Origin of the sequence: Kitasatospora sp. NPDC101235, assembly GCF_044767505.1 — a bacterium.
In the GTDB taxonomy this organism is placed as follows: domain Bacteria; phylum Actinomycetota; class Actinomycetes; order Streptomycetales; family Streptomycetaceae; genus Kitasatospora.
In genome coordinates, this window is record NZ_JBIWNZ010000019.1 from 122,454 (window position 1) to 136,750 (window position 14,297).

At 74.8% G+C, this 14,297-nt stretch carries 4 protein-coding genes; all 4 read right to left on the reverse strand.

What is annotated here, in order from left to right:
- Window positions 1–125 precede the first annotated feature (125 nt).
- The 4 genes from ACIRRH_RS28210 to ACIRRH_RS28225 all read right to left on the reverse strand — a co-directional run bounded on the left by ACIRRH_RS28210 (window position 126) and on the right by ACIRRH_RS28225 (window position 14,256).
- Window positions 126–3,251 (reverse strand): amino acid adenylation domain-containing protein, encoded by a 3,126-nt coding sequence (locus ACIRRH_RS28210; protein ID WP_403073002.1) that lies wholly within the window; start codon window positions 3,249–3,251, stop codon window positions 126–128.
- Window positions 3,248–8,785: an amino acid adenylation domain-containing protein gene (locus ACIRRH_RS28215; protein WP_403073005.1), complete on the reverse strand. Its 5,538-nt coding sequence runs from the start codon at window positions 8,783–8,785 to the stop codon at window positions 3,248–3,250. The genes ACIRRH_RS28210 and ACIRRH_RS28215 overlap by 4 nt, the downstream gene beginning before the upstream one ends.
- A gap of 55 nt (window positions 8,786–8,840) precedes the next feature.
- Entirely contained in the window at window positions 8,841–11,885 is a 3,045-nt protein-coding gene (locus ACIRRH_RS28220) for an amino acid adenylation domain-containing protein (protein WP_403073008.1), read from the reverse strand.
- A gap of 460 nt (window positions 11,886–12,345) precedes the next feature.
- Window positions 12,346–14,256, reverse strand: a complete 1,911-nt coding sequence (locus tag ACIRRH_RS28225) for a glycoside hydrolase family 5 protein (protein ID WP_403073011.1) — start codon at window positions 14,254–14,256, stop codon at window positions 12,346–12,348.
- Window positions 14,257–14,297: the final 41 nt, after the last annotated feature.

Here is a 14,297-nt window from a genome sequence, read left to right on the forward strand (position 1 = left end):
AACCGACCGGCCGAGCCGCGCTGAGCTGAGCTGAGCTGAGCTGATCAGCCCAACCGCCCCGGTCCACCCGCCGGCACGCCCTCGGGGCCCGGCTCCGCCTCGCGCGGAAGCCGGGCCCCGACCGCTCAGCCGGAGAGGCGCCCGGCCGCCTCCTCCTCGGTGAGCGCGTCGATCTCGGCGATCAGCAGCGCCTCGATCCGGGCCGCGAGCGCGGCCGGCGTGCTGCTCTCGAACACGTCGCGGATGGGCATGTCGAGTCCGAGGCCGGCCCGGATCCGCGCGGCGACCCGGGTGACCAGGAGGGAGTCCCCGCCGAGCGCGAGGAAGTCGTCGAACACCCCGACCCGGGGCACTCCGAGGACCTCCTGCCACAGGTCGGTGACCAGCTGCTCGGCGTCGGTGCGCGGCGCGACATAGACCGCCCCGGCGGCCGGCCCGGGGACGGGCAGGGCCGCGAGGTCGGGTTTGCCGTTCGGGGTCAGCGGCAGCCGGGCCAGGGTGAGTACGGTGTCCGGGACCATGTAGGCGGGCAGCCGCAGGGCGAGGTGCTCGCGCAGCTCGGCCGGTCCGGGCTCGGCGCCCGGGCACGGGACGGCGTACGCCAGCAGTCGCCGGCCGTCGCGGACCAGCACGGCGGCCTGCGCGACGGCCGGGTGCGCGGTCAGCGCCGACTCGATCTCCGCGGGCTCGATCCGGTAGCCGCGCAGCTTCAGCTGTGCGTCGCCGCGCCCCAGGAACTCCAGCCGGCCGTCCGCCCGCCACCGTGCGCGGTCCCCGGTGCGGTACATCACGCCGCCGAGGAACGGATCGGGCACGAAGGCGCTCGCGGTCAGGTCGGGCCGGCCCAGGTAGCCCCGGGCCAGGCCGCTGCCGCCGATGTACAGCTCGCCCTCGGCTCCCCGGGGCAGCAGCCCGCCGCACTCGTCCAGCACGTGCAGCCCGACCCCGGGCAGCGGGCGGCCCAGCGAGGGCCGGCGGTCGGTGTCGGCGGCCGTCAGCTCCGCCGCGGTGACGATCACGGTGGCCTCGGTGGGGCCGTAGGTGTTGACCAGCCGGACCGCGTCCCCGTGCCGTCGGCGCCACCGGGCGACCGTGTCTGCGCGCGCCTCGGAGCCGCCGATGACCACCAGGCGCAGTGCCTCCGGCCAGCGGGTCTGCTCGCCGAGGCCGACGAGCTCCTCCCAGTAGGCGGTCGGCAGGTCGAGCACGGTGACGGACCGGCCGGACGGGCCGTCGAGCAGGTCGGGCAGGGTCCGGCCGCCGCCGGGCAGCAGCACGACGCAGGCCCCGGCCGCCAGTGCCGGCCAGAGCTCCTCCACGTGGGTGTCGAACCCGAGCGAGGCGAACTGGACGATCCGGTCGGCCGGGCCCAGCGCGTAGCCGTCCGGGCCCGCCATCCAGTCGACCCGGGCGGCCACCGCTGCGTGGTCGACCGCGACGGCCTTCGGCGTACCGGTGGAGCCGGAGGTGTAGAGGACGTAGGCCAGGCCCTGCGGGTCGGGCGGGGCGAGGTCGGCGGTCCCGGCGCCCGGCAGGTCCGCGCCGGTGAGGGTGAGGACGGCGTCGGCCTCGCGGACCATCAGGGCGCGGCGGTCCTCGGGGTGGGCCGGATCGAGCGGGAGGTAGGCGGCGCCGGCCTTCCAGACCGCCGTCAGGGCGACGACCAGGTCGAAGGAGGGTGCCATCGACACCGCGACCACCCGTCCGGCCACCGGGCCGAGCCGGCGCGCCAGTTCGGTGGACCGCCGGTCGAGTTCGGCGTAGGACAGCGTCCGGCCGTCGCAGTCCACGGCGGGCGCGTCCGGTCGCGCGGCGGCCTGGTCGGCGAACCGCTCCAGCACGGTTCGCACGGTGGCGGGAGCCGCCGGCCCCGCGCCCAGGGCGAGCAGCGCCGCCCGCTCCTGCGCTCCGACGAACCAGTCGCCGTGCAGGGGGAGTTCCGGGTCCTCGACGATCCGCGCGTACAGCTCGCGGCACCGGCCGCCGAGCGCCTCGACGGTCTCCCGGTCGAAGAGCTCGCGGTCGTAGCAGAAGGAGAGCGTGATGCCGCCGTCGGCGGTGCGCCAGCTGTCGAGCAGCAGGTCGGTCTTGGCCTGCTCGAAGCCGGAGTCCATGCTCGTGGTGCGGACGCCCGCGGGCAGCGCGGGCTCGCCGGAGCCGACCGCGAGCTCGTTCTGGCTCTGGTGGACGAAGACGGCCTGGTAGAGCGGTCCGGCTCCGGTGTCCGCGGGCAGGCCGAGGTGGGCGGCGAGCCGCTCGGCCGGGGCGTCGGGGTGGCTCAGGGCGGCGAGCGCGGCGGACCTGGTCCGCTTCAGCACGCCGCGGAAGTCGGGGTCCCCGGTCAGGTCCGACCTGATCACCGCGGTGCGGTTGAAGTAGCCGAGCAGCGCCTCGTGCGCCGCCTCGGTGCGGCCCGCCAGCGGGGTGCCGACCACGAAGTCCCGGCAGCCGGTCCAGCGCGCGAGCACGCACTGGTAGCCGGTGAGCAGCACCATGAACGGGGTGCACCGCTCCTGCCGGGCCAGCCGGTCGACGGCGGCCGTCAGTTCGGGGCCGAGGTCGACGGTGACGAAGCCGGCGGGTCTGGTGGGCTCCGCCGGTCTCGGCCGTTCGAAGGGGAGGCGCAGCGCGCCGGTACCGGCGAGCCGCTCCGCCCAGAACCGGAACGCCTCCTCGCCCGCCTCCCCGCCCGTCCTGGCCTGTTCGGCACGGGCGAAGTCGCCGTACTGCAGCGCGAGTTCCGGCAGGCCGGCGGGTGCCTCACCGATCGCCTCGCGGTAGAGGGCCAGCAGTTCGCGCCACATCGTGCGGAAGGACCAGCCGTCGGCGACGATGTGGTGGACGACGACGCTGACCGCGTGTTCCCGCTCCCCCGCGCTGATCAGGGTGGCGCGCAGGGGCGGCGCGGCGGCGAGGTCGAACGGCGCGTTGACGTACGGGCGGCAGGCGTCGGTGAAGTCCGCCTCGGTGGCGCCCTCGGGCAGTCGGAGGGTGACCAGGTCGACCCCGGCGGGGGGCTGGACCAGTTGGACGGGCTCCGCGGCCTCGGGGCCGTCGTACACGAAGCGGGTGCGGAGGATCTCGTGCCGCTCGGTCAGCCGGCCGAGGGCGGTGCGCAGGGCCTGCTCGTCGATCGGGCCGGTCCAGCGCCGGTTGAGGTACATGTTGAAACCGGCGTCGTCCGGGTGGAGCTGCTGGAGGAACCAGAGCCGGCGCTGTTCGGCGGTCAGTGGGTGGGTGGTGGTGGTCACCGGACGGTCACCTCGGTCTCGGAGCGGTGCGGGAGGGTGGGCGCGGCGGTACCGGCGGCCCGGTCCTGGATGGCCTTCAGGCCGACCAGGTCGTCGGGCTCGGCGTCGGGGACGTCCCGGTCGAAGTGGCGCAGCACCGGGACGGCCAGGCAGACCAGTGCGAGGGCGGCCATGGCGAGGCCGAACAACAGGTAGAGCAGTCCGATGCCGCGGCCGTCGCCGGTGCCGATGAGCCGGCCGACGGTGGAGGCGAGGGCGCCGCCGCGGTCCATCAGCGGCTGGAGGAGTCCGGGACCGAAGGGGGCGACCACGGCGAACCCGACCGGCAGGGTCGACCAGGCGACCATGGTGTTGACCGCGATCACCCGGCCGTGGAAGCGCAGCGGCACCTTGGTCTGCACGATGGTCGCGTAGGAGCCGTTGAGCAGGGCGAGCGCGAAGGTCATGCCGAACGCGCCGAGGGCGACCGTCCAGATCGACGGGCGCAGCCCGGTGAGCAGGCAGGCCCCGGCGACCGCCAGGGTGGCGAGCAGCACCCCGCGCAGCTTCCGGCGGCGCGGTCCGCCCCAGGCCACCAGGGTGATCCCGCCGAGCACGGCGCCGAGGCCGGCCGCCGTGGACACCCAGCCGGCCGCCGAGAGCGGGGCGAAGGAGAGCACGAGCGGGGTGGTGAGCAGGAACAGCGGGGAGAGGAAGACGTTCAGGACCGCGAAGTACAGCAGCATCGCCCGGAAGTGGCTGCTGCCGAGGGCCCGTCGGAAGCCTTCGCGGATCTCGGCGGGAATGCTCTCCCGCCGGGTGGAGCCCATCACGTCCGGGAACCGCACGGCCAGGGTGACGGCGATGGCGACCGCGTAGCCGGCCACGTCGAGGGCGAGGATGCCGCCGAGCCCGATGGCGGCGAGCAGGCCCACGGCGAACAGCGGGACGAGGAACTGGGCGAGGCCGAAGGCCATCTGGACCACGCCGTTGGCGCGGCCGAGGTAGCGCTTGGGGACGAGCTGCGGCACGGCCGCGTTCCAGGCGAGCCGTTGGAAGGAGAGGGCGGCGGACAGCACGGCGACGAGCGCGTAGGCGTGCCAGACCTCCAGGCCGCCGGTGGCGTACAGCAGGAGCAGGACGGCCTGGGTGAGACCGGCGGCGACGTCGCCGAGGAGCATGGTCCGGCGCCGGTCGCCCCGGTCGACGATCGCGCCGGCGACCGGGGCGGCGAGGATGCCGGGCACCAGGCCGCAGGCGGCCAGCAGCCCGAACTGGGCGAGGGAGCCGGTGCGCAGGTAGATCCAGACCGGGAGGGCGAACTCGGTGAGCGCCGATCCGATCATCGACACCTGCTGCCCGGAGGCGACGGTGAGGAAGCGGCGCATGGTCGGACGGACCGGTGCCTGCGCGTCCTCCGTGACCGGCCGTTCGGCGTCCCGGGAGAGCCCGGCCAACCACCAGGTGGCGCCGTCCGTCCTGCGGTGGCGGTCCTCCTCCCCCGCGGCGATCGAGCGATGGACGCCGGTGACGATGGCCGCGAGTTCGGCGGCCCGGTACTTGAGGTAGAAGTGGCCGGCCTCGTCGAGGACCACCACGGCGGTGGTGTCGGCGATCCGGTGCCACTCGCGGAAGCGTTCCTGGTAGAACTCGGTGGCCGGGTCGCGGTCGCCGCAGACCGCGATCACGGGGGCCTTGATCCGTCCGCCCTCGGTTCCGAACATCCGGGTGAAGTACCGTTCGACGTCCTTGGTGCCGGTGCGGCGGTTGCGGACGATCAGCCGCAGCTGCTCCGGGTCCAGGTCGTCGGTGTCCATCCCGGCGGCGGCCAGACCGTTGATCATGTCCTGGTCGCTGCGCATCCGGTCGAGGAGCTCCGCCCACCGTTCCCCGACCGCCGCGCCGCGTCCCTTGGGGCGGGCGAAGGGGAAGATGCCGCCGAGGTGGACGGCGTCGATCTCCCGGCCGGCGGCCTCGACCCGGCGGGCGATCTCGACGGCGAGGCGCACGCCGACCCCGCAGTGCCCGTACAGCACGATCCGGCCCTCGACGCCCTCGACGATCTCGCGCGCGCACCGGTCGGCGACCTCGTCGACGTCCATCGGCTCCTCGCCGAGTTCGTGTCCGGGGACGGCGATGGAGTGCAGCGCCCAGTCCTCGGGCAGGGCGTCGGCGAGCGGTTTGTAGATCAGCGCGCTGCCGCCGCCGTAGGGGGCGCAGACCACGCTCGCGGTGGTGCGGCGGCGTTCGGGGGTGAGCCGGTGCAGCAGCCCCCGCGGCCCCCGGTCGGCGCCCGGGTCGGCGACGAGCCCGGCGAGCTGCCGGACGGTCGGGAAGCGGAAGAGGTCCATCACGCCGACCGGGGTCGGCAGGTCGGGGAAGGCGCGGCGCAGCCGGGCGACGACCTGGGTGGCGAGCAGCGAGTGCCCGCCGATCTCGAAGAAGTCGTCCAGGGCGCCGACCTTCGCGACGTCGAGCACCTCGGCCCAGATCGCGGCGATCAGCGTCTCGGTCTCGCCCTCGGGTTCGACGTGTCCGCCGGCCGGGGCGGCGTCCTCGGGTTCGGGCAGCGCCTTGCGGTCGACCTTGCCGTGGGCGAGCAGCGGCAGGCGGTCCAGGACGACGAACCGGGCGGGGACCATGTAGTCCGGCAGGACCTCGCCGAGCGTCACCCGCAGCTCGACCGCGGCGGGGACGGCTGCGTCGGCCGCGCGTTCGAGGTAGGCGACGAGGTTCTGCCGGATCCCCTCGCCCCGGACGGTCACGAAGGCCTGGGTGACGCCGGGCAGCGCGGTGAGCGCGGCCTCGATCTCGCCGGGCTCGACCCGGTAGCCGCGGACCTTGATCTGGTCGTCGGCGCGGCCCAGGTACTCCAGGCGCCCGTCGGCGGTCCAGCGGGCCAGGTCGCCGGTGCGGTACATCCGGCCGCCGGTGAACGGGTCCTCGACGAAACGTTCCGCCGTCAGCTCGGGGCGGCCCAGGTAGCCTCGGGCCAGCCGGTGTCCGCCGAGGTACAGCTCCCCGGTCACGCCGGGCGGCACCGGCCGCCGGGCGCCGTCCAGGACGTAGCAGCGCGCGCCGGCGAGCGGGGTGCCGATCGGGGTGCTCCCCGGGCCGTGCTCCCCCGGCAGGACCTCGTGGACGGTGACGCCGACCGTCGCCTCGGTCGGGCCGTAGTGGTTGAACACCGCGCAGCCGCCCCGGCCGGCCAGGTCGGCGGCCCAGGCCCAGGACGAGGCCTCCCCGCCGAGCACCAGGGCACGGCGCGGCAGCAGGCGTTCGAGCGGGGCGTCGGCGGACAGCGCGGCCAGGTGGGAGGGCGTCATCTTGAGGTAGTCGAGGGCCGAGGCCTCGATGTGGTCGGCGAGTTCGGCGCCGGCGATGCGGCGCGGCAGCAGGTGCACCTGGCCGCCGGTGGTGAGCGCCAGGTAGAGCATCGTGATGCTGAAGTCGAAGGACAGGGACTGCAGCAGCCCGTAGCGGGCGCAGGGCTCGATCCGCAGCCTCTCCCGCACGCCGGCCAGGTAGTTGAGGATCTCGCGGTGCTGTACCGCGACGCCCTTGGGCTGCCCGGTGGAGCCGGAGGTGTAGATGACGTACGCGAGGTCGTCCGGTCCGGACGCCTCCGCGAGTGGCGCGTCCTGCGGCGTCCCGTCCGGCGCTTCGTCCGAGGAGGCGTCGGCGCGGTCCACCAGCAGTTCCGCGCCCCCGTAGGCGGGGAACCGCTCCCGCAGCTCCGAGTCCGTCACCAGCACGCGCACGTCCGCGTCGGCCACCAGGTGGGAGAGCCGCGCGGGCGGCTGCTCCGGGTCCAGCGGCAGGTAGCAGCCGCCGGCCTTCAGCACGGCGACCAGGGCGACCGCCAGGTCCGGGGACTGCTCCAGGCACACCGCCACCCGGTCGTCCCGGCCGACGCCCAGCGCCCGCAACCGCCGGGCCAGGACGGTCGCCCGCGCGTCGAGTTCGCGGTGGGTGACGGTGGCGTCCTCGAAGACCAGCGCGGGGCGGTCGACCGCCTGCCGGGCCGCCGCCGCGAGCAGCGCGGTCAGCGTTCCGGGGCCGTCCTCGGGGAGCTCCGGGCCGGCCGCCCACCCTTCGACCAGGTCACGGCGCTCGGTGCCGGTCGTCACCGGCAGGTCCTCGACGGCCCGGTCCGGATCGGCCGTCGCCGCCGTCATCAGGACCTCGAAGCGCTCGGTGAGGCGGCGCACGGTGTCGGCGTCGAAGAGGTCGGTCCGGTAGGTGATCAGGCCGAAGAGCCCGCCGTCCTTCTTCTCCCTCAGGTAGAACGCGAGGTCGGAGTGGCTCGTGGTGGCGGCGTGCCCGAATCCCTCCGCGGTGGCGGCGGGTGCGGTGGGGGCCGTGCGGTCGCCGTAGTTCTGGAACGCGAAGGTCACCTGGAACACCGCCGAGCGGCTGACGTCCCGCTCGATGTCCAGGTCGGCGACCATCTGCTCGAAGGGCACCTCCTGGTGGGTGTAGGCGTTCAGCGTGGTCTCCCGCACCCGGCCGACCAGCTGTCCGAAGGTGAGTCCCTCCTCCAGCCGGGCGCGGATCGGCAGCATGTTGACGAAGGCGCCGACCACCGCCTCCAGTTCCCGGTGGAGCCGTCCGGCCACGGCCGAGCCGATCGCGAAGTCGCGCTGGCCGGTGTGCCGGCCGAGCAGCACCTGGAGCCCGGCCATCAGCACCATGTACGTCGACGCCCCACGGGCGCGGGCGCACTCGGCGACGGCGCGGGCGAGTTCCGGGCTCCAGTGCAGTTCCACGGCGGCGCCGTCGAAGGTGAGCAGCGGCGGCCTGGGGCGGTCGACGGGCAGTTCCAGGGCGGGGACGTCGGCGAGTTCGGTGCGCCAGTAGTCCCGGGAGGCAGCCAGGGCGCCGCTGTCCAGCCGGTCCCGCTGCCAGCGCGCGTAGTCCCCGAACTGCACCGGGACGGGCGGGAGTTCGTTCTGCGCGCCGTGGGCGTACCGGGCGTAGAGCAGGTCCAGTTCCCGGTTGAGGATGTCGATCGACCAGCCGTCGCTGACGATGTGGTGCATGACCAGGGCGAGGACGTGGTCCTCGTCGGAGAGCCGGACCAGCAGGGCCCTCAGCAGCGGCCCGCTCGCGAGGTCGAAGGGTCTCGCGACCAGCGCCCCGATCTCCTCCGCGGCTCTTCGGCCGGGGTCGGGATCGCCGGAGGCGTCCACGAACGCGGCGGCGAAGGGGCCCGGTTCGGCGACCAGGACCTCGGCCCTGCCGTCCTCCGTGACCGGGAAGGTCATCCGCAGGCCCTCGTGCCGCGCCACCAGGGCGGCCAGGGCGGTGTCCAGCGCCGAGCGGTCCAGCGGCCCGCGCAGCCGCCGGGCCGGGGCGAGCGTGTACGCGGTCCCGCCGGGCGAGAACTGGTCCATGAACCAGAGCCGTTCCTGTCCGCTGGACAGGGGCGGCGCGCCGCCCTCCGGGCGGGGCTCGACCACCCGCACCGGGGCCGCGGCGCCGCGCAGGCGCTGGGCGAGGAGGGATCGTTTGGTGGCGGACCAGTCTGCGGGCAGGTCCTGGGTGTCGGTCATCGGCAGTCCGTTCGGGCGTGGAGCGGGGAGGACGCGAAGGGGCGGTCGGCGGCGGTCAACGCCGCTCTCGCACGACGGCGGCCAGCGCGGCCGGGGTGGAGGCGTCGAAGAACAGGTCGAAGGCGAGCTCGACCCCGAAGGAGGCGCGGATCCGGGCGGTGATCTGGATGATCGTCAGCGAGTGTCCGCCGTGGTCGAAGAGGTCGTCCTCGGGACCGAGGCCGGACACGCCCAGGACCTCCTCCCAGATCGCCAGGATGCCCGCCGTGACGTCGTCGGCCTCCGCCGGCCCCGCGGCCTGAGCGCGCGGCGGGGCGGGCAGGGCGCGCCGGTCGAGCTTGCCGCTCGGGGTGAGCGGCAGCCGGTCGAGGGTGACGAACTGCCGGGGCACCATGACTGCGGGGAGGGTGCGCAGCAGGTGGTCCCGCAGGTCCGCGTCGGACAGCGGCGCGCTGCCGGGCGCGGGCACCCGGTAGCCGACGAGGGCGGGCTCCCCCTCGGTCTGCTCGCGGACGGCGACGGCCGCCGCGGCGACGGCCGGGTGGTCGAGCAGCGCGGCCTCGATCTCGCCGAGTTCGATCCGGTGGCCGCGGACCTTCACCTGGTCGTCGATCCGGCCGTGGAACTCCAGTTCGCCGTCCTGCGTCCATGCCACGAGGTCGCCGGTGCGGTACATCCGGCCGCCGGCGAACGGGTCCTCGACGAAACGTTCCGCCGTCAGCTCGGGGCGCCCCCGGTAGCCCTCGGCGAGGCCGTCGCCGCCCAGGTGGAGCTCGCCGGGGATCCCGACCGGCACCGGGAGGCCGTTCGCGTCCAGGACGTACGCCCTGGTGTTGGCGACCGGTCGGCCGATCACCACGGCGTCCGGTCCTGCCAGGACGTCGGCGCAGGTGGCGTAGATGGTCGCCTCGGTCGGGCCGTAGCCGTTGATCAGCCGGCCGAGGGCGGCCCGGAGCTCGCGGGCCAGCGGGAACGGCAGCGCCTCCCCGCCCACGATCCCGGTCAGCCCGGCCGGCAAGGGTCCGGCGCTGAGCAGTACGCGCCAGCCCGAGGGGGTCGCCTGCAGATGGGTCACGCCCTCCCGTCGGATCAGCCCGACGGTGCCGGGCGCGTCCAGGGCGGCGCCGTCCGGTGCGAGGACCAGTCGGCCGCCGGTGGTCAGCGGCAGCAGGATCTCCAGCCCGGATATGTCGAAGGAGAGCGACGTCAGGCCGAGCCAGACGTCCTGCGGTCCCGAGCCCAGCCGGTCCGCGAACGAGGTCAGGAGGTTCACCAGGGCCCGGTGCCCGATCTCCACGCCCTTGGACCGCCCGGTCGAGCCGGAGGTGTACAGCACGTAGGCGAGGTCGCCGTGCGGGGCCGGCGCGGCCTGCGTGGGCCTCGGTTCCGTGCGGCCGCTCCCGAGGCGCAGGACGGCCGGTGCCGCCGCCACCACGTCGGGCGCGGGCTCCCGGTCGGCGACCAGCAGGGCGGCGCCCGAGTCGGCGAGCAGGAACGCGAGCCGCTCGGCGGGGTGGCCCGGGTCGAGCGGCAGGTAGCCGGCCCCGGCGGCGTGCACCGCGAGCAGGACGGCGGGCAGGTCGGCGGAGCGCTCCAGGTGCAGGGCGACGACGTCACCGCGGCGGACCCCGGCCCCGCCCAGGACGGCGGCCAGTTCGTCGATCCGCTCCACCAGCGTGCGGTAGGTCAGCCGCTCGGTGCCCGCGCTGACGGCGACGGCGTCCGGCGTCTCGGCGGCCCGCTCCCGCACCAGGTCCAGGGCGGTGCGCTCGTGCGGGTAGGCGCGGGTGGTGGCGTTCCACTCCTCGGTCACCAGGTGCCGCTCGGCCTCGCCCAGCAGCGGCAGGGCGCCCAGCGGAGTCTCGGGCGCGGCCGTCGCGGCCTCCAGCAGGGCCGTGTAGTGCCCGGCGATCCGCTCCGCGGCGTCCGGGGACAGGACCGCCGGAGCGTACTGGAGCGAGAACGCGAGCCCGTCGGCGGTGTCGACCGCCTGGAGGTGCAGGGTGTTGCGGGCGGCGCCGTTGAACAGCGCACGGTCCACCCGGACGGTGCTTCCCGGGAACACCGGGTCCGCGTCCCTGCCGCGCCGGTAGCCGAACGACACGGGGGCCAGCCCGGCGCGCGGTGTGAGACCGCCGACCGCCTCGCCGAAGGGCACCGAGCGGAACGGGTACCCGTCACGGGCCTCGGCCCGGACGGCCTGGGCGTATGCGGCGAAGGGCGTTCGGGCGGTCGCCCCGGCCGGAGCGTGCACCGGCAGCTCGTTGACGAACAGCCCGATCTCCCCGGCCTGTTCGGCCGTCCGGACGGACAGCGGCACGGAGACCGGGACGGCCTCGCCGCCGTAGCGGAGCAGCAGTGCGTGCAGTGCGGCGAGCAGGAACTCGAAGACGGTGACGCCGCAGCGCTCCGCGGCCTCGGCCAGTTCCGCCCGGCCCGGCGCGTCCGTCCGCCACCCGTCGCACGCTCCGGACGCCGGGGCCGTGACGGCACGCGGCAGTCCCGGGAGGACGGGCTCGGTCGCCGCGGCCCACCGCGGGCCGTACCGGTCCGCCGCCCGGCGGACGAGGTCGGGGTCGGGCGGGGCGAGGGGCACGGACGGGCTCCGGTCGGCGGCCGGAGCGGCCTCGCCCAGGGCCTGCGCGTAGGCCGCGGCGAGTTCCGCCACCAGGACGTCCTTCGACTCCCCGTCGAAGACAGCGTGGTGGACGACGGCCAGCAGCTCCGCCGCCTCGCCTCGGCCGCGGTGGAGGGTGAACCGCGCCAACGGGCCCGCCTGGAGGTCGAACGGGCGTGCCGCGTCCTCGGCCAGCCGCTTCTCCCGGCTCCGCGCGCAGTCCTCGGAGGCGTCGACCACGTCGAGGACCGGAGCGGTGCCGGCCTCCAGTACGAGGCTCCCCTCGCGTTCCACGAACACCTGGGACAGGGCGGGGTGACGTGTCGCCACCGTCGAGACGGCCCGGGAGAGAGCCTCGGCGTCGACCCGGTCGAAGGAGAGCAGGACGGGCATGTGGAACACCCCGTGCACCTGGCCGAGGCGCTCGGTGAACCAGATGCCCCGCTGGAAGGGCGACGCGTGCAGGGGAGGGGTGTGTGGCATGTGCGGCTCGATTCAGCAGTCGGTGAATGGCGCGTTCCCCGTGGCCGGGCGCCGACGTGGCCGGCACCGCGGACTTCTCTCGCGACCCGGCCGCCGGGTGGCGTCCGACCGGCCCCCGCCGGCCGACGGGCCGCTCCGGCCTCGACCCTCCCGGCCCGCAGATCCCCCCTGCGCACAACCGGGTCGGAGCCGGTCCTCTCCCCCGGTGAAAGACCGATCTTGGTCCAGACCTGCCGAGAGGTTGGCAGAGAAGCCCAGCGCCGTCAAGGGTCGTCCACCCTGCCGACAAAGGCGTCATGAACGCGTTCAACCTGCGGGAATGCCCTCCCGGCGCGGCTTTCTGATCGTTCGTCATCGTCTCAACGGCCGCCGACTGCGCCGTCAGGCACCGGCGGGACCGGCCCCCGGTGCCACCCCGACGCGTCGACGGGGCGCCGTAGCGCCCCGGGCCGACGCCGGATCAGGCGAGCGGGCGGCAGAGCAGGGCGGCCGGGGCCCCGTACTGGAGGCGCTGCCAGGTGGACGCGACGCCGGCCAGGTACTCGCCGTCCGCGCACTGGCCCTTGTAGCGGCCCGGTGCCCAGTCGCTCGCCACCGAGCCGCCGGTGGCGGGCCGGTTGTCGCCCCGGTCGAACCAGAGGGTGCGGCCGTTCAGCGGCAGCGGGGCGGCTGCGGGTGCGCACAGCAGCGCGGCCATGCCGTTGTTGTGCACGCTGTAGCCGACCGCGAAGGTGCGGTCGGGGCACTGGAGCTTGTCGTAGCCGTACGCCCAGTCGCCCCCGGTGACATGGCGCTCGTCGGTGACGGTGATCCAGTCGCCGCTGCCGGCGGCCGGCTCGCCCGCGTCGGTGCACAGGGCCCGGCTGTCACCACGGGCGAGGGCGGTCAGGCGCTGGCCGTCCGGGCAGTTGCCCTTGCGGTTGCCGGTGCTCCAGTCCGCACGTGCGAGCATCTGCCGGGAGAGGTTCTGGTCGGCGTGGTCGAGGTCGAGCATGTTCCAGCGGCTCACCGCGGGCACCGGGCCGCTCGCCCCCGGCGCGGCGACCAGCCTCGTCCAGTCGGCGGCCCGCCAGTCGCCGGAGTCGGTGAGGCCGGTACGCCTGCCGTCGGGGCCGTAGGAGAGCAGCGCCCAGGTGTCCAGCGGCCGGCCGGCGGAGTCGGCCCATCCGACCAGCGGCCAGACGGCGAAGTCGGTGTCGTTGCGTACCAGGATGTCGGTGAAGGAGTGCAGCCAGGCCTGCTCCTTGGCGTCGGTCGAGCCGCGGCCGCCCGCACCGAACTCGCTGATCCACACCGGGGCGGTGAAGTGCTGCCCGGCCCTCGTGACGAACAGGGCCTCGTCGTCCACCACCTGGGCGAGCTGCTCGGGGGTGAAGTCCTGGTAGCGCGGGTCGTTCGTCGATCCCGGGCCGCTGCCCGCGCCGGTGTTGGCCGGGCCGGTGTAGGCGTAGAAGTGCGCGGAGTAGACCAGCTTGCCGGAGTCGATCAGGGTGTTGGAGAGGTTGCGCACCGGGGTGAGCATCGGGCGGCCGTGGCTGAACCCCGCGGCGGGGATGCCGTACCAGTTGATGCCCTCCATGACGACCAGCATGTCCGGGTCGGCCTGGAGGATGCGGTTGCCCGCCTCCTCGAAGGCGGCGTACTCGTCGTGGCTGTCGCCCCAGCCCCAGTTGGGATCGTCCCAGACGTCCCGGCGGACCTCGTTGCGCAGGTCTGCGCCGACCACCCGCTTGTCGTCCTTGTAGCGGTTCACCATGAACAGCCAGTCGTCCACCCACTGGGCGGTCAACTGGCCGCTGTTCCAGCGCTCGTTGCCGTCCAGGCCGCAGCAGAACCGGTAGCTGGTGGTGTGGTTGTTGAGGATCACCGCGAAGCCGTCGGCGGTGAGCGCGGCCACCACGGCGTCGAAGACCTGGAGCGGGGTGCGGCCGCGCAGCTGCGGGTTGGCGGCGACGGCGGAGTCCGGGACGGGCGCGGTGTCGTGGATCACCGCGTTGGCGAACGGCAGCCGGATGCTGTTGATGCCGAGCCCGTGGAAGTCGGCCAGCAGCCGGGCCACCGGCACCCGGTCCAGGCCCAGCGGGATGTTGTGCGACACCTGTCCGGCCTGGTTGTTCGCCGGATCGTCGACGTTCCCGCTGCCCTGCCAGGTACCCTGCGCGCCGGCCCAGTTGGCGGACTTCAGCTTGAAGCGCTCGCCGTTGGCGTCCACCACGTAGCGCCCGCGGGTGCTCAGCGGCCCGGTCCAGGAGACGGCCGGCCGGACCCCGGTACCGTCGTCCGGCGCCGCGACCCCGGGGCCCGCCGCCAGGACGGCGAGCACCGGCAGGGCCGCGGCCAGGGCGAGCAGGCGCGCCGCAAGACTCTTCATGATCGTCCCCGCTGTGGTGAGGTGGCTCGGGCCGTGACCGG